This is a genomic window from Streptomyces sp. JNUCC 64, from assembly GCF_054484115.1.
Genome location: NZ_CM137015.1, coordinates 4,707,684 through 4,731,825, shown reverse-complemented (window position 1 = coordinate 4,731,825; position 24,142 = coordinate 4,707,684). Strand labels below are relative to the sequence as shown.

At 74.4% G+C, this 24,142-nt stretch carries 16 protein-coding genes; 10 read left to right on the top strand and 6 right to left on the bottom strand.

The features are described 5' to 3' along the window. Positions 1–43 precede the first annotated feature (43 nt). From ACVWNX_RS19615 to istB, 3 genes are all read left to right on the top strand, one after another. A complete protein-coding gene (locus ACVWNX_RS19615; protein ID WP_454408639.1) occupies positions 44–1,492 on the top strand; it encodes an HNH endonuclease in 1,449 nt (482 codons plus the stop codon). Between the two features lie 392 nt (positions 1,493–1,884). Next, complete coding sequence (locus ACVWNX_RS19610) at positions 1,885–3,933, top strand: LCP family protein (protein ID WP_454408638.1); 2,049 nt, start codon at positions 1,885–1,887, stop codon at positions 3,931–3,933. Between the two features lie 70 nt (positions 3,934–4,003). After that, positions 4,004–5,587, top strand: coding sequence for an IS21-like element helper ATPase IstB (gene istB / locus ACVWNX_RS19605; RefSeq protein ID WP_454408637.1), 1,584 nt, complete (start codon positions 4,004–4,006; stop codon positions 5,585–5,587). 29 nt (positions 5,588–5,616) lie between these two features. Here the strand turns inward: istB and ACVWNX_RS19600 are convergent, their stop codons facing one another. Further along, complete coding sequence (locus tag ACVWNX_RS19600; RefSeq protein ID WP_454414844.1) at positions 5,617–6,036, bottom strand: pyridoxamine 5'-phosphate oxidase family protein; 420 nt, start codon at positions 6,034–6,036, stop codon at positions 5,617–5,619. Positions 6,037–6,328: 292 nt separating this feature from the next. Further along, positions 6,329–8,311 carry a serine/threonine-protein kinase gene (locus tag ACVWNX_RS19595; protein WP_454408636.1) on the bottom strand — a complete coding sequence of 661 codons (1,983 nt, stop codon included), beginning with the start codon at positions 8,309–8,311 and terminating at the stop codon, positions 6,329–6,331. A gap of 928 nt (positions 8,312–9,239) precedes the next feature. Here ACVWNX_RS19595 and ACVWNX_RS19590 point away from each other — a divergent pair. The 6 genes from ACVWNX_RS19590 (at position 9,240) to ACVWNX_RS19565 (ending at position 17,460) form a co-directional block, all read left to right on the top strand. After that, positions 9,240–10,667 (top strand): polysaccharide lyase 6 family protein, encoded by a 1,428-nt coding sequence (locus ACVWNX_RS19590; RefSeq protein ID WP_454408634.1) that lies wholly within the window; start codon positions 9,240–9,242, stop codon positions 10,665–10,667. A 110-nt stretch (positions 10,668–10,777) separates the two neighbouring features. Further along, complete coding sequence (locus tag ACVWNX_RS19585; protein WP_454408633.1) at positions 10,778–11,851, top strand: CdaR family transcriptional regulator; 1,074 nt, start codon at positions 10,778–10,780, stop codon at positions 11,849–11,851. Between the two features lie 199 nt (positions 11,852–12,050). Next, positions 12,051–13,178, top strand: coding sequence for a glycerate kinase family protein (locus ACVWNX_RS19580; RefSeq protein ID WP_454408632.1), 1,128 nt, complete (start codon positions 12,051–12,053; stop codon positions 13,176–13,178). Positions 13,179–13,405: 227 nt separating this feature from the next. Further along, on the top strand, positions 13,406–14,833 hold the full coding sequence (locus ACVWNX_RS19575; protein ID WP_454408631.1) for a GntP family permease: 1,428 nt from the start codon (positions 13,406–13,408) through the stop codon (positions 14,831–14,833). A 59-nt stretch (positions 14,834–14,892) separates the two neighbouring features. Next, the gene (locus ACVWNX_RS19570; RefSeq protein ID WP_454408629.1) at positions 14,893–16,950 is read left to right on the top strand and encodes a PhoX family protein; all 2,058 of its coding nucleotides are present in this window, start codon (positions 14,893–14,895) and stop codon (positions 16,948–16,950) included. Positions 16,951–17,088: 138 nt separating this feature from the next. Next, positions 17,089–17,460, top strand: a complete 372-nt coding sequence (locus ACVWNX_RS19565) for a cupin domain-containing protein (protein WP_454408627.1) — start codon at positions 17,089–17,091, stop codon at positions 17,458–17,460. A gap of 5 nt (positions 17,461–17,465) precedes the next feature. On the opposite strand, the gene ACVWNX_RS19560 is transcribed toward ACVWNX_RS19565, so the two are convergent. The 3 genes from ACVWNX_RS19560 to ACVWNX_RS19550 all read right to left on the bottom strand — a co-directional run bounded on the left by ACVWNX_RS19560 (position 17,466) and on the right by ACVWNX_RS19550 (position 19,594). Next, positions 17,466–18,280 (bottom strand): IS5 family transposase gene (locus ACVWNX_RS19560; protein WP_454408625.1). Its coding sequence is split into 2 segments (ribosomal slippage): positions 17,466–17,951 and positions 17,954–18,280, totalling 813 coding nucleotides; the frame shifts between segments, so codons are not numbered across the junction. A gap of 93 nt (positions 18,281–18,373) precedes the next feature. Beyond that, positions 18,374–18,931, bottom strand: a complete 558-nt coding sequence (locus tag ACVWNX_RS19555; protein WP_454408623.1) for an EF-hand domain-containing protein — start codon at positions 18,929–18,931, stop codon at positions 18,374–18,376. A gap of 207 nt (positions 18,932–19,138) precedes the next feature. Continuing rightward, positions 19,139–19,594 (bottom strand): hypothetical protein, encoded by a 456-nt coding sequence (locus tag ACVWNX_RS19550; protein WP_454408621.1) that lies wholly within the window; start codon positions 19,592–19,594, stop codon positions 19,139–19,141. Positions 19,595–19,699: 105 nt separating this feature from the next. Between ACVWNX_RS19550 and ACVWNX_RS19545 the strand changes: the two genes are divergently transcribed. Continuing rightward, entirely contained in the window at positions 19,700–21,652 is a 1,953-nt protein-coding gene (locus ACVWNX_RS19545; RefSeq protein WP_454408620.1) for a translation initiation factor 2, read from the top strand. A 47-nt stretch (positions 21,653–21,699) separates the two neighbouring features. Here ACVWNX_RS19545 and ACVWNX_RS19540 read toward each other — a convergent pair whose 3' ends face one another. Beyond that, positions 21,700–23,718, bottom strand: a complete 2,019-nt coding sequence (locus ACVWNX_RS19540) for a tetratricopeptide repeat protein (protein ID WP_454408618.1) — start codon at positions 23,716–23,718, stop codon at positions 21,700–21,702. Between the last annotated feature and the right edge of the window lie 424 nt (positions 23,719–24,142).

Genomic DNA, 24,142 nt, shown 5'->3' with positions numbered 1-24,142 from the left:
CAGGGCCGACGGGGGCTTCAGCGCCCGGCGTTACGGTTCGGGCATGACGCTGAGCGAGGTGACCCGGGCCGAGGTCGTGCGGGCGATCGAGGAGCACGACCGTCTCGGACGCGGGGAGTTCCTGCGGCGGTACGGATTCGCCCCCGCCCGCACCTACCTGCTGAGGTACGAGGGGCGGCTCTACGACTCCAAGGCGGTGCTCGGCGCGGCCCACGGCTTCCTCCCCGGGCGCGCGCCGCTGGGCCGGGCGGACTTCTCCGGCGGCGCCTCGCACACCGTCCGGATCCTGCGGGGCCTGGGCTTCGAGGTCGTGGCGGCGGACGGGTCCCCCGGCCCGGAACGGGCGCCCCGGGACGGAGCACGGGGGGAAGCGGCCCCGGACGCCCGGCACGGAGCGGGCACGTCCGTCGGAGAGGACGCCCGGCACGAAGCGGGCGCGTCCGTCGGGGAGGACGCCCTGCTGGCCCGCGTCACCGGACTGCGGGTCGGCGCCACCCCCGCGGGCCCCTCCCTGCACCAGCCCCTCACCCTGCTCTGGGGCATCGGCCGCGCGCACCACGGCGGAGAACGGCTGCTGCCCTGGAACGAGACCGAGGACCGGCTGGGACGGATCCTCGCGGCGTACGGACGTCCCGGACAGCGCGACCGGGCGGACTACCCGGTCGCCGCGCTGCACCGCGCCGGACTGTGGGACGTCGACGTCGAGGGTCCCGTCCCCACGGCGCACGGGGACGCCGGGCTCCGGCAGTGGTTCGCGGGACGGCGGCCCGACAACGGCCTCACCGCCACCGCCCACGCGCTGGTGCGCCGCTCCGGTCTCGCCCGCATACGGATCGTCAGCCATCTCCTGGACACGTACTTCGACGACCTGGACGACCACGCGCCACTGCTGCGCGCGGTCGGGCTGGACGGCGACGGGCTGGCCGACGACCTCGCCCCCGGGTCCCCCGCCCGCCCGGGAACGGCCGGGACGGGGACGGGCGCCGAGGCCACCGGGACCGACGACGGGACCGCCGGAACCACCACCGACGCGGGCACGGGTGCGGGCGACCCTCCCGCGTACGAGACGGCGCCCCCGCACGACCCCGTGGTCCTGGCCGCTCGGTACGAGCACTTGTGCCGTCTCGTCGAGGACCGGGAGCTGGAGCGGCGCGACGGACGCGCGCCCCGGACCCGGAACACCCCGGTCCGTTCGGCGGCGGCCCGCAGGGCGGTCCTCGACCGCAGCGCAGGCCGCTGCGAGAACCCCGGCTGCGCGGGCCAGCCCGTGGACACGACGGACCGGGGGCAGCCGATCCTCGAAGTCGACCACGTCGACCCCCTGGGAAGCGGTGGGCGCGACCATCCCTCCGTGATGGTCGCCCTCTGCCCCAACTGCCACGCCGTCAAGACCCGGGGCAGCACCCGGGACGCGCTCGCGCGGACCCTGCTCGCGGTGGCCGCCGCACGGCACCGCGCGACCCTGACCCGCCTCTCCCGTCCGTCTTCCTGACCGCCTTTCCGCCCGCCTCACCGGCTCGCGCACCCCGGCCGTGACGCCCCATCGGCCCCGCCCCGCAGCCCCACCCCCGGCCCCCGTCCACCCCCTCGTGTACGGACCTGCTCGCGAGGCATGAAAGGTTGTATGAAAAAAGCGGTTCTTTTGCGTTGCGTTTCTCACGTCCGACTCTTCTGGACACCTCTCCCGACGCACATGGCACGCTCTGATACTTCCGACAGGGGCGGAAGGTCACGGAAGAGACACAGCGGGACGCGCGCCCCGGGCTGACCAAGGCGGACGACGGAACCCGGTCTTCACCGGTTCCGCACAACCCGGACGGTCGCCCCGGCATCTCCACGGGGGGAGAGCGCCGCACAGGACAGCGCAGAGGAGCCAGGCGGGATATGAACGCGCACCACCGCGGGGGGCAGGACGGGTTCGACGCTGCGGACATGTGGGTGCGCAACCCGCAGACCGGCACGTACGAACTCCGTCTCGACGACGCGTCCGACGCGTCCGAGGCGTCGGAGACGTCCGGGGTGTCCGGAGCGTCCGAGGCGGCGCTGTCGACGCCGCCGGTACCGCCGGCACCGTCGAGGCACTCGACGACCGGCCCCGGGTACCGCTCCGCTCCGGCCGACGGCCATCCGGTCCCCCGTCAGCGCCGCCGCGCCCGGCACGGACACGACGAGCCGGGCCCCGCCGGAGGCGACGACCACGGCCGGGACCGTGACCACGACCGGGATGGCCAGGACGGCGGCGGACCGAGCCGGAACCACGACGCGGCCACGGACACGGACACCGACGCGGACCGCCGGGACCCCGACGGGGGCCGTCGCGGAAGCCGCGCGAGCCGTTCGCGGTCCGCGTCCCGCGCGGAGGCGGGCGGCCGGGGCGGCGGCGGGACGCGGGGGCGGGGCAGGTCCCGGTCCGGACCGGGCGCGCGGGGCGGCGCCGACACGGACGGCGAGGCGACCTCCGGCAGGCGCAAGCGGAAGCCGAAGCCCTCCCGGAAGCGGAAGGTCCTGATGTGGACCGGCGGCGTCCTGGGCGTGGCGCTCATCGGCACCTCCGCCACCGCGTACTACGTGTACAAGCAGCTCGACGGCAACATCGAGAAGGTCGACGTCGGCGACGCGGTCACCGGCAAGCAGAAGCTAGCCGGTTCCCCGCTGAACATCCTGCTGCTGGGCACCGACAAGCGCACCGGCAAGGGCAACCGGGGTTACGGCGACAAGGGCAGCGCGGGCCACGCCGACACCACGTTCCTGTTCCACGTGTCCGCCGACCGCACCAACGCCACCGCGCTGAGCATCCCGCGCGACCTGATCACCGACATACCCGAGTGCCCGACCAAGCAGAAGGACGGCACCGAGAAGCTCATACCCGGCACCCCGAACACCCGCTTCAACAACTCCTTCGGGCAGCAGGGGCGGGACCCGGGGTGCACCGCGCGCACGATCACCGAGGTGACCGGGATCAAGCCGGACCACTTCATGATGGTGGACTTCAACGCCGTGAAGACGCTGACCACGGCGCTCGGCGGGGTGGACGTCTGCCTGGACAAGCCCGTCGTGGACAAGGACGCGGCACTCGATCTGCCCGCCGGGCCTCAGAAGGTGGCGGGCGAGGAGGCGCTCGCCTTCGTCCGCAGCCGGGCGGCCACCAAGAACGGCAGTGACCTCGACCGCATCGAGATGCAGCAGAAGTTCATGGCCTCGATGATCCGCAAGGCGAAGAGCGACTTCATCGGCAGTCCCACGAAGATGTACAAGCTCGCGAACGCCATGACCAAGAACCTCACCGTGGACACCGGCATCGGCACGGTCCCCAAACTCACCTCGCTCGCGAAGGAGTTGGGGAAGATCGACATCAAGAACATCAGCTTCACCACCATCCCCGTGATCGACAACCCGGCCGAGCCCAAGCCCATCACGGTCGTCGTCGACCCCAACCGGGCCCCCGCCGTCCTCGACGCCATCAAGAACGACGTCTCCCTGACCGAGGTCAAGAAGAAGGCGAAGACCGCCAAGGACAAGGCGAAGGCGAAGGAGGAGGCGGTCCTCAAGGGGCCGCGCGCCGAACCCTCCGAAGTCAGCGTGGAGGTCTACAACGGCGGCGGGTTGAGCGGCGCCGCGCGGGCCACCGTCGGCTGGCTGGTGGACACCAAGGGCGTGGCGAACGCCGTCAACAAGAACAACGCCCCCGCGAAGGCCGCCCGGACGACCCTGGAGTACGGACCGGACCAGGCCGACCAGGCCCGCACGGTCGCCGACTTGATGGGACTGCCCGCCAAGGCCCTGGACGAACGGCCCGACCGGGGGGCGGAGCAGCCCATGACGTTGACCCTCGGAGCTGACTTCAAGGGCGCGGGCATCCCCGTGAAGCCGTCCGGCGAGCCCCCCAAGGACGTGAAGAAGGTGCAGGGCGACGCCGAGATGTGCGGCTCGTAGCACAACGTCCCCCGGAACGACAGTGGTGACGACCCGCTCCATCGGGTCGTTAGCGGGGCATGCGGTCGGTTTGCGCCGATTGCCACGCCCCCACCGTCATCTGGAGGAGCCGTTGCTCGGTCCCGCCCCGTCCGTTCCGTCCAAACCGGACAGCAAACCGGACATCAGGAGTTACGCCGCCTCGTCCATCGGTTACGCCCTGTTCGCCACCCGCTGGCTCCAAGCCCCCCTGTACTTCGGGCTGGTCGCCGCCCAGGGCGTCTACGTCTACAAGTTCTTCAACGAGTTGTGCCATCTGATCGCCCATGTCATCAGCGGCCAGGCGGACGAGACGTACGTGATGCTCGCCGTCCTCAAGCTGGTCGACGTGGTGATGATCGCCAACCTGCTGATCATGGTGATCGTCGGCGGCTACGAGACCTTCGTCTCCCGCATCGGCCTCCAGGGCCACCGCGACCAGCCGGAATGGCTGTCGCACGTCAACTCCAACGTCCTGAAGGTGAAGCTGGCGACCGCGATCGTCGGCATCTCCTCGGTGCACCTGCTCCAGATGTTCGTGGACGTCTCGCACACCTCCCAGCACTCCCTGCTGTGGGGCACGGTGATCCACATGGCGTTCATCCTGTCCGCCGTGCTCCTCGCGTACATGTCGGGGCCGATGGAGTCCCGGGGCCGTCACGGTCATGACGACCACCTCGACCCGTACGGCGGGGACGACGACGGCGCTCCCGCCGCCCGGCGCGCCCTGCGCAAGCGGTACGGCAAGCGCCCGGTGCTCCACGGCCACGACGGGCACTCCGTCCCGCCCCGCCGGGCGGCCGCCGAGGGCGCGACGGCCACCGGGGCCACCGCCGGGGACGGGACGGCCGTCGGGTGGACCGGGACCGGTGCTCCGACGGACCGGTCCGCGCCCCCGCCCACGTCCGCACCGGCCGCCGCCGAGGGCGGTGGACCCGGGGCGCGCCCGGTCCGCCGGGGCGCCGTCCCCGCGCAGCTCTCCCGCTCCCGGGGCCCCGCCCCCGCGCCCGTTCCGGCCACCACGGAGGAGCGGGTCCGGGCCGCCGGGTTCCCCGCCCGCAAGGCGCTGGAGGACTTCGGCGGGGACCACACCCGTTCGCCGGAGTGGCGGACGGTGACCCGGCTCGGCACCCTCGGCTTCGTGGCGGACCACGGCAACGCGGTGTTCCTGGGCCCGCCCGGCACCGGCAAGACCCATCTGGCCATCGCCCTCGGCGTCCGGGCCTGCCACGCCGGGCACGAGGTGCTGTTCGCGACGGGCGGCGAGTGGGCCGCCCGGCTCGCCGCCGCCCGCTCGGCCGGACGGCTCGCCGAGGAGCTCTCCCGCCTCGACCGGTACGCGGTGCTCGTGGTGGACGAGATCGGGTACGTGCCGTTCACCCCGGACGAGACGCAGTTGCTGTTCCGGCTGGTCTCGCACCGCTACGAGCGGGGTTCCCTCGTCGTCACCAGCGACAAGCCGTTCACCCGCTGGACGGAGGTCTTCGGGGACACGCCCGTGACCACCGCGCTGCTGGACCGCCTCGCCCACCACGCCGACGTCGTCACCCTCCAGGGCGGCAGCTACCGGCTGCGGGGCCACGGCGGTCACGGCCGTGACCGGGCCACCGCCGCGTACACCCCCGACGGCCGCTGAGCGGCCGCCGCGCTCCGGACGGCCGGCGGCTACTCTCCGGCCGTCGGCGTCCCGGCGCGGACGGTGCCCATGGCCCGGGTGACCGTGATCTCGATGACGACCCGCTGGGGGTTCGGCCTCGGCGTCCGGTAGCGCCCGGCGTACCGGGCCTCGGCGTCGGCGACCGACTCCGGGTCGTCCCGCACCACGGCGGGCCCCTCCAACGTCGACCAGCGGCGTCCGTCCACCTGTCCGACCGAGGCCCGCGCCCCGGCGCCCGCCTCCCGGACGTTGCGCACCTTGCGGCTGGCCGCGCTGGAGATGACCCGGGCGATCCCGGCCTCCGGGTCGTAGGTGACGCCCACCGGCACCAGGTGGTGGGAGCCGTCGGGGCGGGCCGTCGACAGGAAGCAGAGGTGGCGCTCCCGCCAGAAGTCGAGGAACGCGGGCGTCTCCCGCAGCCGCCGCACGAGCGGGACCCGCCGGGCCTCCCCGGACGCGGAACCACCCGCCGGGACCACCCCGGTGGCGGACCCGGCGCCGGACCCGGTGCCGGACTCCGCCCCGACGGCGGGTTCGGACCCGGGAACGTTGACGGGCTCGGACGGGGTGCTGGTGGACATGACGCGGTACTCCGGGGTGGTGCGGGGGCGGACGGGACGGGGTGAACGGGAGTCGGGCGGCGGACGGGTCGGAAGCGACGGACGGGAAATCCGGTGGCGGGTGGCCGGTGGCCGGTGGCGGGTGGCCGGTGACGGGTGTTCAGGACTCGGCGGGGTAGACCTTGGTCACCTTCCCCTTGGTGTCGGCCTGGAGGTATCCGCTCCCGTAGCCGTCGGAGAAGTAGACGGACAGGGTGGAGGGCGTGCCGAAGGTGGCGCTGGGGCCGTTGACCAGCAGGTACCGGGAGGTGGGCCGGTCGACGTTCAGGTCCTTCCCGGCCCGCTCCAGCAGCGCGGGCACTACGTCCCAGTCGAACCCGGTGATGTCCATGGGCTGGTCGCCGCCCATGAGGGTGCCGCCGACGGGGAGCTTGGTGATCCCGGTGGCCCGGTAGACGTAGCGGTCGAACTTCTTGTCGCTGCCCTTGACCATGACGGTGGCCGTGACGTGCTCGGGGTAGACGTTGAGGTCGCCGAACCGGTCCGATCCCGTCTCCTCGCGGAGCGCGCCGACCGCGCGCCGGATGCCGTCCGGAGTGAGCAGGTCCCCGCCCTCGTCCCCGCCCTTGTCGCTGCCGCCGTCGCCTTCCCCGCCGCCGTCGTCGCCGTCGCCGTCGCCGTTCCCGCCCGTGGTCCGCTCCGGAGTGCGGGCGGCGGCCGACGACGGCGTCTTCTCCGTCCCCCCGGCCGGACCGGCGGACGCGGTCCGGGCGGACGGCCCCGTCCGCTCCGCGACGACGTCCTCACCGCCACCGCCCCCCAGGGGCACCAGCTTCCACAGCACCGCCCCGGCCACCAGCACGCCCACCACGGCGACGGCGACCGCGACCCGGCGGCGCGCCCGCCCCTGCCCCGGCCGCCCGCCACCGGGCGCGGCGGAACCGACGGACCCGGTGCCCACGGTGGCCTTGTACGGGTGGGCGTACGGATCGCCGAGGGGCGCGGTGGGCGGCCCGAACGGCGCGGTGGGACCACCGGTGCCGTCGTACGCACCGGGACCGCCCGCCCCTCCGTACGCACCGGCACCGCCCGGCACGCCCGCCGCACCGTACGCGCCGGGCGGGGGCGTGAGCCGGTAGGAGGTCACGGGACCGGCCGCCCCGGACGCCGACGGGTCCGGCGCGCCGGACGCGTCGGGCACGGCGGGCGGCGGAGGCGCGAACGGACCGGCCCCGGCCCCGGCGTACGGAGGGGCGGCCCCCGGAACGGAACCGGGAACGGCCCCGGGGCCGGACGGACCGGCGGCGAGCGCCGCGACCGCCAGCATCCGGTCCATCTCCTCGGGCCCGGGCCGGACGGCGGGGTCCTTGGCCAGTACGGCGACGAGCACCGGGGTCAGCGGACCGGCCTGGACGGGCGGCGGCAACTGCTCGTTGAGGACGGCGGCGAGCGTCGCGAGCGTGGTGGCCCGGCGCAGCGGATGGTGCCCCTCGACCGCCACGTACAGCATCATCGCCAGCGACCACAGGTCGGAACCGGGCCCGCCGCGCTCCCCGGTGATCCGCTCGGGGGCCATGTAGTCGGGCGTCCCGATGATCGAACCGGTGGCGGTGAGGACGGTGGACTCGCGGATCGCCGCGATCCCGAAGTCGGTGAGGACGGGACGGCCGTCGGGCCGCAGCAGCACGTTCGCGGGCTTGACGTCCCGGTGCTGGATGCCGACGGCGTGCGCGGCGGACAGCGCGGCGAGCAGTTCCCGGCCCAGCCACGCCGCCTCCGCGTGCCCCATCGGCCCGCGCTCCAGCCGGTCCTGGAGCGAACCCCCGGTGACCAGTTCCATCACCAGCCAGGGGTAGGTGTCCTCGCCGCCGTCCACGACGTGGTGGATGGTGACGACGTTGGGGTGCTCGACCCTGGCCAGCGCGCGGGCCTCGCGCAGCACGCGGGCCCGCAGCAGCCGCGCCGCCTCCGGGTCGTACTCGGCGAGGCCGGGGTCCGGGGGGCGCACCTCCTTCAGGGCGACGGCCCGGTCGAGGACGAGGTCCCTGGCCCGCCACACCATGCCCATGCCACCGCCGCCGAGCCGCGCCTCCAGCGCGAAGCGCCCGTCGATGACCCGTCTTCCGGCATCCCCACCGCTCATGGCCCGGAGCATACGAGACGAGCGTCCTGGCGCCCCGCGCGGTGCCGGGACGCGGCCGATCCCCGCGCGGCATCCGGACGGCACCCCGGGGACCGCCCGGGGGCCACCCCGGGACGCCGCACCCCGGAGGCGGGCACGGACACCGTCCCCGGGGCGGGCCCGGACAGGATCCGCGGGGCGAGACCGGACGGACCCGGAGGCGGTCCCCGGGGCGAGACCGGGCGATCCCCGGGGGCGGTCCCGGGAGGCCGGAAGGCCGGAAGGCCGGAAGGCCCAGGGGGCCGGAAGGCCCAGGGGGCCCGGGGGCCCAGGGGGCCCGGGGGCCCAGGGGGCCCGGGGGCCCAGGGGGCCCGGGGGCCCAGGGGGCCCGGGGGCCCAGGGGGCCCGGGGGCCCAGGGGGCCCGGGGGCCCAGGGGGCCCGGGGGCCCAGGGGGCCCGGGGGCCCAGGGGGCCCGGGGGCCCAGGGGGCCCGGGGGCCCAGGGGGCCCGGGGGCCCAGGGGGCCCGGGGGCCCAGGGGGCCCGGGGGCCGGTCCCGGAAGGTGGTGTCCCGCGCACCGCGACGGGCCGGGGCGCCAGCCGGGTGACACCCCACCCGTAATCACCCGACGCGTTCGCGCGAACTCGTAGAGTGAGTGAGCGCGTTGACCTCCGTCACCGCCAACGTCCCGCCACCCGAACTCCCTTGACCTCCCTCGGCGCTCGCCGCGCCCGACCAGCGGCCCGGAGAGCCGAGTCCGCCGAGTCCCCGAGCCCCCCGCGACCCCCTCCCCGGACCGCGGGGCCCGAAGCCCCCGGCCCCGGGCCACAGAGGAACGGGAAACCCCGGAAACCGGGAACCCGACCGTGAACGAAAGGCTCTGACCAGCAGGAGTCCGGAGTTCCGGAGACCCTCTGGCGCCCGCCCCCACCCCTTCCACAGGAGGCACCATGCAGCGACGCACCTTCCTCACCAGCAGCCTGCTCGGGGCGGCGTTCGCCGCCGCCCCGGCGACCGGGCTGTTCCCCGCCGCCACCGCGACGGCCGCGCCGACCGTCAGCACCCTGGCCGACCTCCAGCGGGCGATCGACGCGGCGGCACCCGGCGACCGGATCGTCCTGGCGAACGGCACCTACACCGTCCCCACCGGCAGCCCCCTGCGGATCTCCGGCAAGAACGGCACCAGCGCCGCGCCCATCACCATCGTCTCGGAGAGCCGGGGCGGCGCGGTCCTCCAGGGCGAACGGGGCTTCGTCCTCAGCGACTCCAGCCACATCGTCCTCAGCGGTTTCGCCTTCCGGCAGCGCACCACCCTGGAGATCCCGGCCAGTTGCCGGTGGATCCGGCTGACCCGCAACGACTTCCGGTTCACCGAGGGCGCCGACCTCGACTGGGTGGTCGTCCGGGGCGACGACGTCAAGGTCGACCGCAACCACTTCCACGACAAGGCCGCCCAGGGCATCTTCCTCGTCCTCGACGGCTCCGGCTCCGCCGTGGCCCAGCGGCTGCACGTGTTCCGCAACCACTTCGCCCGGCACTCCTACACCGGCGACAACGGGGGCGAGGCGATCCGGCTGGGCGACAGCGCCCGGGCCTTGGCGGACGCGAACGCGATCGTGGAGTACAACCTCTTCGAGCGGTGCGACGGCGACCCCGAGGCGGTCTCGGTGAAGTCCTCCGCCAACCTCATCCGGTACAACACGCTCCACGACAGCGTCGGCGGCATCGTGCTGCGGCACGGCAACGGCTCGACCGTGGAGGGCAACCACCTCGTCGGCGGCACCAACGGCATCCGGATCTACGGCAACGACCACCTCGTCCTCAACAACCACCTCGCGGGCCTCACCGACCGGGCCCTGGTGATCGGCAGCGGCACCACCCGCGACCACCACCCCGGCGAGACCGCCCAGCAGCGGCGCGGCAACGACGCCTGCGACCGGGCGGTCATCGCGCACAACACCCTGGTGGACAACAAGCGCACGATCTCCGGCGAGTCCCGGACCCACGGGCCCCGGGACGTCGTCCTCGCGGACAACCTCCTGGTCGCCTCCTCGGGCACCCTGGTGTCGCTCTCCGCGACCAGCGGCTTCACCTGGCAGAGCAATCTGCTGTGGGGCGCGGCGGCCAACGGCGACATCCCCCAGAGCGGCTTCTTCCGCGCCGACCCGCGCCTCCAGCAGGGCACCGACGGGGTGTACCGGCTCACCCCGTCCAGCCCCGCCATCGGCGCCGCGACCCTGACCGGCACCTCCGTCACCGAGGACGCCGACGGCCACCCGCGCGGCACCACCCGTGACATCGGCGCGGACGAGTACACGACCGCCGCCCCGCTCCGCCGCCCCCTCACCGCCACGGACGTGGGCCCGAACGCCTCGTAGGGCACGACGGGCGGCAACGGCGGGCGGGCGGCAGCGGCGGACGGGCGGCAACGGCGGGCGCCCGGGCCCGGCACCCCGCCGGGCCCGGGCCCCGGAGCTATATTCCGGGGATGCTCCCGGATGCCGTCGCCCAGTCGATCGTCGATGACGTCGTGACCCGTCTCGGCGTCAGGGTGAACGTCATGGACGACCACGGCGTGATCGTCGCCAGCAGTGACCGCGCCCGGGTCGGCTCCGTCCACGAGGGAGCCGTCCGGGTGCTGCGGACCGGGGCGCCGCTGTCCCTGACCCGCGAGGAGGCCAGCGCCCTGGGCGGCACCCAGGCCGGGGTGAACCTGCCCCTGCGGGTGGAGGACCGGATCGTGGGCGTGGTCGGCGTCCGGGGCGAACCCGACGAGGTGGGGGAGATCGCCCGCGCGGTCACCCGGCTCGCCGAACTGATGACGATGCGGGAGACGTTCGCGGGCGAGACCGGCTGGCGCCACCAGGTGCGACGGCAGCTGGTCGGCGACCTGCTGGCCGGACGGCTCACCGAGGAGGGCTGGCGGCAGGGGCAGCAACTGGGCGGGTGCCGCGTCGAGGCCCCCTACGCCCTGTTCGCGGTGCGCGGCGACGCGCTGCCGGACCCCGAGGGGGAGCCCCGCGCGCCGTACCGGCTGGTGGCGGCCGACGAGCGGTCCACCCTGATCGCGCCGGACGCGACGGGCACGGTCTGGGTGGTGACCGGGGGCGGCACGGAGCCGGGCGCGGTGCGCGGACGGCTCGCCCGGCTGTGCGGGGAGGACCCGTCCGCCGGTCTCCTGGACGCGGGACGGGCCACGGACTTCCCCGAGCTGCGGGAGCGGGCCGGACGGGCCCGGCTCGCCCTGCGCCACCGGTTCACCGGGGAGCGGCGGCTGGCGGACCTCGAACTCCCGGTGCTGCTGGCCCGGCTCGACCCGGACGTCCGGACGGCGACGGCGGAACGGGTCCTCGGGCCCCTCTCCACGGAGCTGCGCCGGACGCTGCGGGTCTACTTCGCCCACGACCGGGGCGTCGCCGGGGCGGCCGACCGGCTGCGGATCCACCGCAACACCCTCGCCTACCGGCTGACCCGGATCACCGAGCTGACCGGCCGGGACCCCCGGGTCTTCCAGGACGCCCTCGTCCTCCAGGTCGCCCTGCACCTGGTCGACACGGACTGACGCCGACCGACGCCGTCGCGGTCGCGGTCGCGGTCGCGGCCGACCACAGCGTTGTGCGCGGTGCACAAACCGGGAGGACGAACGACAGGCGGATTCCGTTCACCGTGCCGATATCCGGGCGGGGACGGAGTGCCTAGAGTTCCGACACGACTCACCGAGAGTCCGGTATCACACTTTCCTACGGAAAGGTCCCCTCCCTGTGCGTGTCGTCCTCGCTCCCGACTCCTTCAAGGGCAGCCTGTCCGCCGCGGCGGTCTGCGCGGCCATGGAGACCGGGGTCCTCCGTGCCGCTCCCGACGCCGAGGTCGTCCGGGTGCCGATGGCCGACGGCGGCGAGGGAACCCTCGACTGCGTCGGGGCGGCCACCGGCGGCGAAGAGGTCCGCCTCGTCGTCAGCGGCCCCCTGGGGGACCCCGTCACCGCCCGCTACCTGCTCAGCCCCGACCGGTCGTCCGCCGTGGTGGAACTGGCCGCCGCGTCCGGGCTGCCGCTGGTCCCCCCGGACCGGCTCGACCCGCTGCGCGCCGACACCACCGGCACCGGGGAGCTGATCGCCGACGCGGTCCGCCGGGGCGCCCGGTCCGTCCTGGTCTGCGTCGGCGGCAGTGCCAGCACCGACGGCGGCACCGGACTGCTGCGGGCCCTGGGGGCCCGGTTCCACGACGCCTCGGGAGCCGAACTCCCGCCCGGCGGCGGCGCCCTCACCGACCTCCACCGGGCGGACTTCGACGGGCTGTCCGACGCGGTCCGCGCCACCCGGTTCCGGATCGCCTGCGACGTGACCAATCCGCTGACCGGCCCACGGGGCGCGGCGGCGGTCTTCGGTCCCCAGAAGGGCGCGGGCCCCGCCGAGGTCGACCTCCTCGACCGGGGGCTGAGCCGGTTCGCGGACGTCCTGGCCGCCCAGCTCGGCACCGCCGTCCACGCGCTGCCGGGCGCGGGCGCGGCGGGCGGCACCTGCGGGGGCATGCTCGCCGTCCTGGACGCGGTGGCCCTGCCCGGTTGCGAACTCGTCGCCCGGACCGTCGGCCTCCCCGACGCCCTGACCGGCGCCGATCTGGTCCTGACCGGCGAGGGCCGCCTCGACCGGCAGAGCGCGGACGGCAAGGTCGTCTCCCTGGTCGCCCGGCTGGCCGCCGAGCGGGGCGTCCCCGTGGTGGCCCTGGCCGGGCAGGTCGTCCCGCCCCTGGCCGCGCTGCACGACCTGGGCCTGACCTCGGCGTTCAGCATCGCCGACGGGCCCCGGACGCTGGACGCCATGCGCGGGTCGGCGGCGGAGCTGCTGACGGCCGTCACCGAACAGGTCCTCCGGCTGCGCCCGTCCTGAACCCCGGACGCCGCCCACCGCGTCCACCCCTCCCCGGCCCGCTCCCCTCCCCAGGCGCACCCCCACGCACCCACAGCTCCACCCCTCACCCCACGCGCCCGCGCCCCGCGCACACCCGCACCCCCGCACGCACCCCCCGCACCGGACCGCCCCCACAACCGGGCCGTCGGCCCGGCCCGGACCCGTCCCCCGGGCCATCCGTCCCGTCGTCCTCCCGTAGGAGTCCCATGAGCACCACCGGCCCCGCGCTGCTGACCGCCCTGGCGGTGAGCATCGCGCTGATCGTCCTGCTGTGCGGACGGTTCCGTCTGCACCCCTTCCTCGCCATCGTGCTGTCGACCTATGTGTTCGGCCTGCTGGCCATGGGCATCGGCGCCGCCACCGACGCCGACCAGAAGTTCGTCGACGACCTGGCCGGAACCATCGCCGAGGGCTTCGGGAGCATCCTCGCCAGCATCGGCCTGGTCATCCTCTTCGGCACCGTCATCGGCAAGGTGCTGGAACGGACGGGGGCGGCCGTCACCCTGGCCGAGGGCGTCCTCAAGGTGGTCGGCAAACGGCATCCGGCCCTCGCCATGTCGCTGATGGGCTGGGTGGTGTCGATCCCCGTCTTCTGCGACTCCGGCTACGTGGTCCTCTCCCCGCTCCAGCGCTCCATCGCCCGCAAGACCGGCAAGAACCCGGTCGTCCTCGGCACCGCGCTCGCCACCGGCCTGTACGCCTCCCACACCTTCGTCCCGCCCACCCCGGGCCCGATCGCCGCCGCGGGCAACGTCGGCATCGGCTCCGACGGCCTCATCTGGGTCATCCTCTTCAGCATCCCGGTGTCCCTGGTCGCCGCCCTCGCCGGACTCGCCTGGGCGCTGCGCCGCACCGGAAACCTGGAGAGCAAGCTCCCCGACGCGCACCAGACCTTCGAGGAGTACAAGTCCCAGTTCGAGCGGCTGCCGAGCATGGGCCGGGCGCTGGCCCCGATCGTCGTCCCGATCGTGCTCATGGCGATCGGCTCCGTCTCCGCCTTCCCCTCCGGTGACGGGACCCTGGTCGACGGCGCCCTGGGCGCCTTCCTCACCGACCTCGGCAGCCCGGTGAACTCGCTGCTCATCGGGGTGCTCCTGGCCCTGGGCCTGCTGCCGCCCAAGCGGGACGCGAAGGCCCTGACCACCTGGGTCGCCGAAGGACTCGTGGACGCCGCGCCCATCCTGGTGATCACCGGCGCGGGCGGTGCCTTCGGCGCGGTCATCAAGGGCACCCCGATCGCCGACTACATCGCCTCCCTCATAGGCGACGGCTCCTCGGTCAGCGGCGTCACCGCGCTGCTGGTGCTCTTCGGCCTCGCGGCGCTCCTGAAGACCGCGCAGGGCAGCAGCACCGCCGCCCTGATCATCACCTCCACGCTCGCCCAGCCGCTGCTGCCCGCCCTGGGCCTGGACGGCACCCTCGGCTCCATCCCGATCGGTCAGGTCATGGCGGTGATGGCGATCGGCGCCGGAGCCATGGTCGTCAGCCACGTCAACGACTCCTACTTCTGGGTCGTCTCGCAGTTCTCCGGGATGGACGTGAAGACCGCCTACCGCGCCCAGACGGCCGCCACGCTCGTCCAGGGACTCACCGCGCTCGCCTTCGTGCTCGTCCTCGGCGCGGCACTGCTGTAACGGCCGCCACCGGCGAGCCGCCCCCGACCCGGATTCGACAGGACCCCAGGGAGACCCCCGTGCGCAGACAGCTTCCGTTGGTGACCGGCACCCCCCACCCGGGTGGCCGCTCCGCCCTCACCTGCCGTTACCGCTGCGGTGACGCCTGCTTCCAGGAGGTGCCCAACACCAGCGGCAACCCCTACGCGGGCGACGTCATCGCCGACGCCCTCACCCGCCGGACCGCGCTGCGCGCCGCCGCCGTGGTGACCGTGACGGCCGCGGTCGGGGGCGCGGCCGTCACCGGCGGCGGCTCCCCGGCCGCCGCCGCGCCCGGCGCGCACGCCCCGCACGGCCGCCCCGGCGGGCGGGGCGACGGGGCCCGGGGGCTGCGGTTCACCCCGGTGCCGCCCAACACGGACGACGCCGTGGTGGTCCCCCCGGGGTACGCGCAGGGCATCGTGATCCGCTGGGGCGACCCCGTCCTGCGCGGCGCCCCCGCCTTCGACGGCGCCCGGCAGAGCGCCCGGGCCCAGGAGCGCCAGTTCGGCTACAACAACGACTTCCTGTCGCTGCTGCCGCTCGCCGAACCCGGCCGGTGGCTGCTGGTGGCCAACCACGAGTACACCAGCGAGTGGCTGATGTTCCACGGATACGACCCGGCGAACCCCACCCGGGAACAGGTGGAGATCTCCTGGGCCGCCCACGGGCTGTCCGTGGTGGTCGTCCGGGAGGAACGCGGTACGGGCGCGCTCGTCCCCGTCCCCGGGCACCGCCTCAACCGGCGGATCACCGTGCGGACGCCGTTCCTGGTCACCGGCCCGGCGGCGGGCTCCCCGCTGCTGCGGACCGCCGCCGACCCGTCCGGCACCCGGGTGTCCGGGACCTTCAACAACTGCGCGGGCGGCGAGACGCCGTGGGGCACCACCCTGCACGGCGAGGAGAACATCAACATGTACTTCGCCCACGGCGGCCGGGCGACCGACCGGCGCTACGGGCTCCCGGCCGGCGCCACCGAACGGAAGTGGGAACGCTTCGACGACCGGTTCGACGTCACCAAGGAGCCGAACGAGCCGCACCGGTTCGGCTGGGTCGTGGAACTCGACCCGTACGACCCGGACTCCACCCCGCGCAAGCGCACCGCGCTCGGCCGGTTCAAACACGAGGGCGCGCAGCCCCGCCTCACCCGGGACGGACGGCCCGTGGTCTACATGGGCGACGACGAACGCTTCGAGTACCTCTACAAGTTCGTCTCCTCGAAGCGGATGCGCGCGGGCGCCTCCCGGGCGGCCCGGGAGCACAACCTCTCGCTGCTGGACGAGGGCACCCTGTACGTCGCCCGGCTCACCGGCGACAGCCCGGGCGAGGTCGACGGCGGCGGGGCCCACCCGGCGGACGGGGAGTTCGACGGCGCCGGGACCTGGATCCCGCTCGCCACCGGCGACACCTCCCACGTGCCCGGGATGACCGCCGACGAGGTGTACGTCTTCACCCGGCTGGCCGCCGACAGGGTGGCGGCGACCACCATGGACCGCCCCGAGGACGTCCAGCCCTCCCCGCGCACCGGACGGGTCTACGCCGCGCTGACCAACAACTCCGAGCGCGGCAAGCCCGGCAGGCCCGGCGCCGACGAGGCCAACCCCCGGAACCTCAACAAGCACGGCCAGGTCCTGGAACTCGCGGAGGCCGGGGACGACCCGGCCGCCGGGACGTTCTCCTGGCGGCTCTTCCTGGTCGCGGGCGACCCCCAGGACCCGGCCACGTACTTCGCGGGCTTCCCCAAGGACCGGGTCTCGCCGATCTCCTGCCCCGACAACATCACCTTCGACCCCCACGGCAACATGTGGATCTCCACCGACGGCAACAACCTGGGCTCCAACGACGGACTGTTCGGCGTCGCCACCCGGGGCCCGCGACGGGGCGAGCTGAAGCAGTTCCTCACCGTGCCGGTCGGCGCCGAGACCTGCGGCCCCGTCGTCCAGGAGCGGCGGGTGCTGGTCGCCGTCCAGCACCCCGGCGAGACCGACGGCGCCACCGCCGAGCGTCCGGGCAGCACCTGGCCCGAGGGGCCCGGCGAGCTGGTCCGTCCCGCGGTGGTCGCGGTGTGGCGCCGCGACGGGGGGCCCGTCGGCGGGTGACCCCACCGGACCGCGACCCCGGCCGCCCCCGTTCCCGCCCCCCGGCGGACGGGGGCGGCCGGTCACCGCGCGTCCGCGTCACGGGGCGGGCGTAGGCTGGAGAGGGACTCGGGACCTTCCCGCCGAAGGCGGTTGATCATGACCGGACTGGTGATCCGGAGTTTCGACTCCGCTGACGAGACACGTCCCTTCGGGGACGGCAAGGGCAGGCTGGACCTGCTGGAGACGACCGGCGGCCCGGTCGGCCGGGCGGTCTTCGAACCCGGCTGGCGCTGGTCGGAGCACATCAAGCCACTGGTGGGCACGGACAGCTGCCAGGAGGCCCACACCGGGTACGTGCTGAGCGGCCGGATCAAGGTCGTCATGGACGACGGCGAGACCGTCGAGGCGGGCGAGGGCGCCTTCCTCCAGGTCGCCCCCGGTCATGACGCCTGGGTCCTGGGCGACGAGCCCTGCGTCCTGCTGGACTGGACCGGGTACGGCGAGTACGCGAAGCCCCGGGGGTCTTAGAACTCCTATCGGAATGACTTCAGGCGTCGCCAGCAGATGAGTGCGCATCCGAGGGTGAGGAAGGCTTCGTGGATGTCGTCGCGTATCTCCCAGCGGATCCGCAGGCGACGGAACCAGTGCAGGTGAGCGAACGCACGCTCCACGACCCAGCGTTGGGTGCCCAGGCCGGAGCCGTGCCCGGTGCCGCGGCGGGCGACGACCGGTTTCACGCCGAGGGCCCGCACGAGGCGGCGGTACTTGTCGTGGTCGTAGCCGCGGTCGCCGAGTACGACGTCCGGGCGGCGGCGTGGCCGACCGCGCTTGCCGCGCACGGGCGGCACTGCTTGAAGCAGCGGCACGAGCTGAGTGACGTCGTTGCGGTTGCCGCCAGTCAGGGTGACCGCGAGCGGGATGCCGGTGGCGTCCGTGATCAGGTGGTGCTTGCTGCCGGTTCTGCCCCGGTCAACAGGGCTTCGTCCGGTCTTGACGCCCCCTTTAAAGCTCGGATGTGGGAGCCGTCGACCGCCGCCCGGGAGAAGTCCAGGGCGTTCGCACCGCGGAGCTGGGCCAGGAGAACCTCGTGCAGCCGGGGCCAGACCCCGGCCTCGGTCCACTCCGCCAGGCGGCGCCAGCAGGTCATGCCCGAGCCGAAGCCGAGTTCCTGCGGCAGGTGTTCCCAGGCGATCCCGGTATGGAGCACGAACAGAATGCCCTGGAACACCAGCCGGTCCGGATGCCGCTTGCGCCCCGGGTGACGGGCCCGGCGTTCCACCCTGGGCAGCAGCGGCTCGATCACTGCCCACAACTCGTCATCGACATCCCACGGCCTCGGCCGAGCCACCCCACACCCCCGGATCAACGTTCCCCGAGTGATCCAACCACCTCGAAGATCATTTCGTTAGGAGTTCTTAGCCCCCTCTCCGGACCCCGCGGCTCAGCCGAAGTCGACGCCCATCAGCCAGTTGCCGGGCGCACCGGGATCGCGGCTGGACCAGTACTCGACGACCGCCGAGACGAACTCCTCCCGTGACAGCACGCCGTCCCCGTCACGGTCGAGGTGACGGAAGGCGTCGTCGACGACCTCCCGGGTGGCCCGGGGGAAGTGCCCGCGCAGGAAGCAGTAGTACTCGTCGGGGGTCACCACGCCGTCGCCGTCCGCGTCGGCGACGGTCAGGAAGACCTCCGCCAGGGCGCCCACGGTGGCCCGCCCCGCCTCCGGATCGTCGGCCAGGGACAGGGTCGACTCCACGAACGCGGCCTTGGACATCCGCTCCTCGCCCTCCCGCAGACGGGGCAGGTGCAGGTTCCGCCAGATGGCCACGTACGCGTCCACGATCCGGCGCTCCTCGTCGGAGTCCGGCGGGTGCCCGAGTTCCGCGGCACACCGCCGCCCCATCAACACATGGTCGTCCTCGGTCAGTCCGCCGTCACCGTCCACGTCGAACTGGTCGAAACCCTGAAGGATCTTACGGATCAACAGGTCCTGTGCCATCAACTGCCTCCTCCTCGTCGAGCCCCCGCAAGGGAAGGATCGACGGGCCCGGCCCACCCGAAACACACGAACTCCCGTTCCCCACGCGAACAGTTCCGTTCCACAGCGCGACGCGGAACGGGCCGACAGGGACACGGGACTCCGGACTCCACCGGCCACCACTCGCCGCCCACGCCCACCGCCCACCGCCCACGGGACAAGGAGAGATCACCGGGGCCGACAGCACTCCCGCGCCACCGAGACGAAGGCGAGCTTCGCCCGCTGGAGTTCGTCCGGCCGCTCATGACGCCGCAGCCCGTCGACGAGGTGCCGGGCCGCGTCAGCGACCTCGGAGGGCCCCTCCAGGAGCACTCCGCCCAGCGCGCGTTGCAGCGCGACGTCCCCGTCGGCCCCGCCCCGCCCGGTCCGTTCGGCGAGGAGCCTCGCCTCCGCCGCCCCCAGGAACTCCGCGTAGACCTGCCGCCGCAGAGCGGACTCCCGGTGCTCCGCCTCGGCCCGCAGGGTCATCCGCACGGACTCCAGCACCGCGTCCGCCTGCCGGTCGCCCGCGTGCCGGGCCGCCTCCGCCTGCCGGAGACCGGCACCGCGCGCGTACCAACCCGTGACGACACTGCCCGCGAGCGCGGCCCCCGCGGCGATCAACGCGATTCCCCAGTCACCCATGCCCCCATCCTTCCCACCGGTCGCGGCACGACGGGCGCCGACGCCGGATGTGCGTCACGAATCACCTCCGAAGGCCCTCGAACACCACAGCGATAGGATCGGCCCATGTCGCCCGACGACGCGAAGGAGCCCACTCCGACCTGCGGAAACCACGACTTCCGGAAACCGGCCACCGATACACTGGACGATTGCGACGGGCGACGGGCGACGGGCGACGGGCGACGGGCGACGGGCGACGGGCGACGGGCGACGGGCGACGGGCGGACCGTCCTGTTCGCGGCGCGGTCGGCGGTGGCGCTCCACCGACTGTTCGACGTGCTCCCCGTGTTCTCCGGTGACGACCGGATCACCCGGCTGTTCACCCTGGTTCCCGGATCGGACTTCGGAACGGACGCCCTGCGCGCGATCGAGACCCGCCACGGCCGCACGGTCCCGTGGAGCGAGGCGTGCGCCCGCTCGTTCGACCTGATCGTCGCCGCGAGCCCGAAGGGCGACCTGCGGTCGCTGCGCGGTCCACAGGTCCTGCTGCCGCACGGCGCGGGCTTCAACAAGTCGATCCCCGGCGAGGGTTCGGCCGACTCGGCGTCCGGACTGGACCCGGCGTTCCTGCGGCGCGACCCCGACGACGCCCCGATAGCCCTGCACGCCCTGGCCCACCCCGACCAGGTCGCCAGGGCGGGCGCCATGACCCCCCGGGCCGCCCGGCGCGCGAAGGTCGTCGGCGACCTGACCCTGGAACGCGTCCTCGCCTCGGCCCCGCTGCGCGACCGCTACCGGGCGGCGCTGGGCACCGGGGCCCGTCGGCTCCTGGTCCTGGCCTCCACCTGGGGGCCGGACTCCCTCATCAGACGCCACCCCGGACTGCCCGCGCGGCTCGCGGCCCGACTGCCGTACGACGAGTACCAGTTGGCGCTGGTGGTCCACCCCAACGAGTGGGACCTGCTCGGAACGCACGAGCTGACCGAACAGCTGGCGCCCGCCCTCGACGCCGGAACGGTCCTGTCGGCGCCCTACGAGGAGTGGGCCGCCGTCCTGATCGCCGCCGACGCCCTGGTCACCGACCACGGATCGGCGGCCCTGTACTACTGCGCCGCCGGTGACCGTCCCGTGGTGGGCGTCCAGGGGAAGAGCGGCGAACTGATCCCCGGCAGCCCGATGGACGTGCTCCTCGACCGGATACCCCGCTGGGACCCCGCCGGGGACGACATCGCCGAAGCGCTGCGGGCGTACCGGCCGGGCACCGGATTCGCCGCGGCGGCGGCCGCGTTCGCGCACCCCGGTGACCGCTCCGGGGACGCCGTGAACCGGCTGCGCACCGAGGTCTACGCTCTGCTCGGACTGGCCCCGCCCACGCACGGCGCCGCGCCCCGCCCGCTGCCCGCGCCGACGTCCGCCGTCCGCGTCCCCACCGCGTTCGACGTGGACGTGACGCCCACCGCGACCGGCGTCCGGATCACCAGACGCCCGGCGGGCACCGGGCCACCGGGCCACCACCTGGCCGTGGAGCACGGCGCCGCCGCCGAACGCCTCTGCCGCTCGGCGGGCCTGCTGCTGCGCCGCCCGCTCCCGGCGTCCCCCGCCCCGCGTCCCGCCCCGGTGGACCTGGCCTGGACCGCCGACGGCTGGACCCGGCACACCCTGTCCGCCTACCCGAACTGCCGCACCGCGGCGGCCGTACTGCCGTCCGGCACGGGTCTGCTGAGGGTCCGCGGCCACGAGGAGGCGTACGCCGTCCGCGCCGAACCGCGCGCCGAGGGCGGCAGGGTCGTACGGATCGACCCGGCCGTGGCCCTGTCGGCCGCCCACGCGTTCCTGCTCGCCCGGGAAACCGCCCGGCACGCCCCGGACACCGTCCCGGACGCCCGGGAAACCGTGCCGAACGCCCGGGGAACCGCCCCGGGCACCCAGAAACCCGCCCCGGACACCCGCACGACGCCGCCACTGACGCCGCCTCCAACGACAACGCTGCCGCTGACACTGGACTGCGTCATCGGAGACCGGACGTTCCGCGTCACCGTCCGACCGGCCGGGGAAACCGAAGCCACCCAGGTGATCTGAACGCCCGGACGCCCCGGGCCCGCTCCCCCGCCCGCGCGCCCGTCCGGCTAGGCCAGACCGGCGCGCCGTCGGAGGTCCAGGGCGGCCGTGCGGTGCTCCGCAGCCTCCGTCGGACGCCCTTCGGCCGCGTCCAGCTCGGCGAGGGCGTCGTGCACGCGGGCGAGTTCGAAGCCCGAGCGCCGTCCGTCGGCGCGGTCGAGGGCCCGCCGGTACAGCTCACGGGCCTCGTCCGACCGGCCGAGGTGGCTCAGCACACCGGCGAGGGCGAAGGCCGCGCGTCCGGTGAGCCGCTCCCGCCGCTGTTCCACGAACCCGGCGTGCGCCTCGGAGAGCAGTTCCAGCGCGGCGGCCCAGTCGCCCGCCTTCGCGCTCGCCTCCCCCATCCGATAGGTCTGGAGCAGGACGCCGTAGGGGTTGGGGATCGCCCGGTGCAGTTCACGGGAGGCGGCGAAGTCGGCCAGGGCGGCGCCCCACTCGCCACGGACGCCCTTGAGCGTGCCCCGGTGCTCGACCAGCGAGGCGGCGAGCTTGCGGTCCCGCGCGGAGTCGTCCAGCAGCCCGAGGGCGGACCCGGCCCGGTCGAGCTGGTCCTGCGCCGCACCCGGCTCCCCCGACTCCCAGAGCGTCCGGGCGAGTTGGCAGCGGGTGCGCACCAGCCACCCGGCGTCCCCTCCGTACCGGACGGCCGAGTCCACGGCGCGCCGGAAGACCTCGACGACCTCCGACTGGTGGGGGTGGTCCAGGGCGTGCGTCCACACCGGCTCGGACAGGGCCACGGCCTCGGCGTCCATCCCCTGGTCGTGGGCGAGCCGCGAGCACGCGAACAGTACGTGGCGCTCCTCCGCCAGCCAGCGCGCGGCGCGGACGGCGCGGGCGGCGCGCTCCTCGTCCGTCCCGGCCGTCGCCGGGTCCTCCAGGGGTCCGTCCGGCACCCCGGGGAGCGGGTCGCGGAGCTCCACGACGGTCAGTCGCCGACCCGCGGCGAACCGGTCCGCCAACTGGGCCTGCCGGACCCACCACCGCACCGCCCGGGCCCGGGCCTCGGCCGCCTCCCCGGCGGCGGTCTCCTGGACGGACCGGCGCAGGGCGTGCCCGCGCTGCGGTTCCGGGAGCCGCAGCGCACCGGACACCGTCCGCGACAGCGCGCTGGTGTCCAGTAATCCGGCCCGGTCCAGCTCCTCCAGGGCGTCCTGGCAGACGTCCGGCCCCAGCCCGGAGAGCGCGGTGGCGGAGTGGAGGGTGAACGTCCCGCCGGGGTGGTGCGGCAACAGCCGGTAGAGCAGGGAAGCCGGGCGGGACAGCCCGGAGTAGGCGGTGTCCCAGATGTGTTCCACGCCGTCCACGCCCTTCTCGTCGATCTCGGCCCGGAGGTCGTCGAGGACGCGGGAAAGCGGACGCAGCCGGTGGGCGCGCACCCACCGGCCCGCGACGTGGAGCGCGGCGGGAAGGCCGCCGCACAGCCGGGCCACCGCGCGGGCCGCCTCCGGGTCGGCGGTCAACCGGTGGTCACGGACGATCAGTTCCAGGAGTTCGGTCGCGGCCCGCTCCTCCAGCGGGGGCAGCGCCAGCCCCACGGCGGCCCCGGGTTCGAGGTCGTGCAGCGGGCCGTGGCTGGTGACGATGACGACGCTGTCGCCGGACGCGGGGAGGAGCGGCACGACCTCCGAGGCGTAGCGCGCGTTGTCCAGCAGGAGGACGAGTTTCGCGCCGGAGGTCCGGCTCCAGTACTGGCGGCAGCGGGCCGCGTACCCGGTCCGCACCTCGTCGGGTGCCACGTCCAGCGAGTCCAGCAGCTGGGAGAGGACGTCACCGGGGTCGAGCGCGCCGTCCACCCGGAACTCGTCGAGGTCGGCGGAGAGGACGCCGTCGGTGAAGGAGGAGCGGTCGAGCAGGTCCCGGGCGATCAGCCGGGCCAGTTCCGTCTTCCCCAGACCGCCGGTGCCGCTCAGCGCGAGGACCAGCGGACGCGAACGGCTCCGCCACTCGCCGACGGCGCGCAGGGCCCGCTCCCGCTCGTCGGTCCGGTTGACGAAGTGCACCGGCTCCGGCGGAAGTTCGACCCTCACACAGCCCCCTCGACCATCCACGGCGTCCTGCCGCGCACGCTGTCTGCCACCCCGCACTCTAGCCCCGGTCCCTCACGGAACCGGGGCCGTTCGGGAGACGCGTCCCCCCGCGCGGCGCGCCGGGGCGCAGCGGCGAGGCACCGGCGCGGACGAGGTCGGCTGCCACCGTGCCTCGGACACAAGCGGTGCCGTCTTCGAACTGCCTGCCGCACCGGCTGTTGTGAACCTGCGAAAGGGCTGGTCGGGGCGGTCCCCTCACAGCCGGACGTGACCAGGGTGTTCACCGTCAGGTCATGGAGGCGGGCCACATGGCGAGCGCGAGGCCGGGCCGGTCGGCAAGAGGGGTACTAGCACCCCTGAGATCAGTTCGGCTCATCGCCATGCTGAGAACACAGCGAGACAGCGGCACGTGTGAAGTGAGGGC

What these genes read in the sequence shown, in the direction of transcription:
- ACVWNX_RS19565 (WP_454408627.1), top strand. Translation starts at nt 17,089, where the DNA reads ATGACCGGACTGGTGATCCGGAGTTTCGACTCCGCTGACGAGACACGT.
- ACVWNX_RS19550 (WP_454408621.1), bottom strand. Translation starts at nt 19,594, where the DNA reads ATGGGTGACTGGGGAATCGCGTTGATCGCCGCGGGGGCCGCGCTCGCG.
- ACVWNX_RS19615 (WP_454408639.1), top strand. Translation starts at nt 44, where the DNA reads ATGACGCTGAGCGAGGTGACCCGGGCCGAGGTCGTGCGGGCGATCGAG.
- ACVWNX_RS19585 (WP_454408633.1), top strand. Translation starts at nt 10,778, where the DNA reads ATGCTCCCGGATGCCGTCGCCCAGTCGATCGTCGATGACGTCGTGACC.
- ACVWNX_RS19555 (WP_454408623.1), bottom strand. Translation starts at nt 18,931, where the DNA reads ATGGCACAGGACCTGTTGATCCGTAAGATCCTTCAGGGTTTCGACCAG.
- ACVWNX_RS19610 (WP_454408638.1), top strand. Translation starts at nt 1,885, where the DNA reads ATGAACGCGCACCACCGCGGGGGGCAGGACGGGTTCGACGCTGCGGAC.
- ACVWNX_RS19590 (WP_454408634.1), top strand. Translation starts at nt 9,240, where the DNA reads ATGCAGCGACGCACCTTCCTCACCAGCAGCCTGCTCGGGGCGGCGTTC.
- ACVWNX_RS19575 (WP_454408631.1), top strand. Translation starts at nt 13,406, where the DNA reads ATGAGCACCACCGGCCCCGCGCTGCTGACCGCCCTGGCGGTGAGCATC.
- ACVWNX_RS19595 (WP_454408636.1), bottom strand. Translation starts at nt 8,311, where the DNA reads ATGAGCGGTGGGGATGCCGGAAGACGGGTCATCGACGGGCGCTTCGCG.
- ACVWNX_RS19545 (WP_454408620.1), top strand. Translation starts at nt 19,700, where the DNA reads ATGTCGCCCGACGACGCGAAGGAGCCCACTCCGACCTGCGGAAACCAC.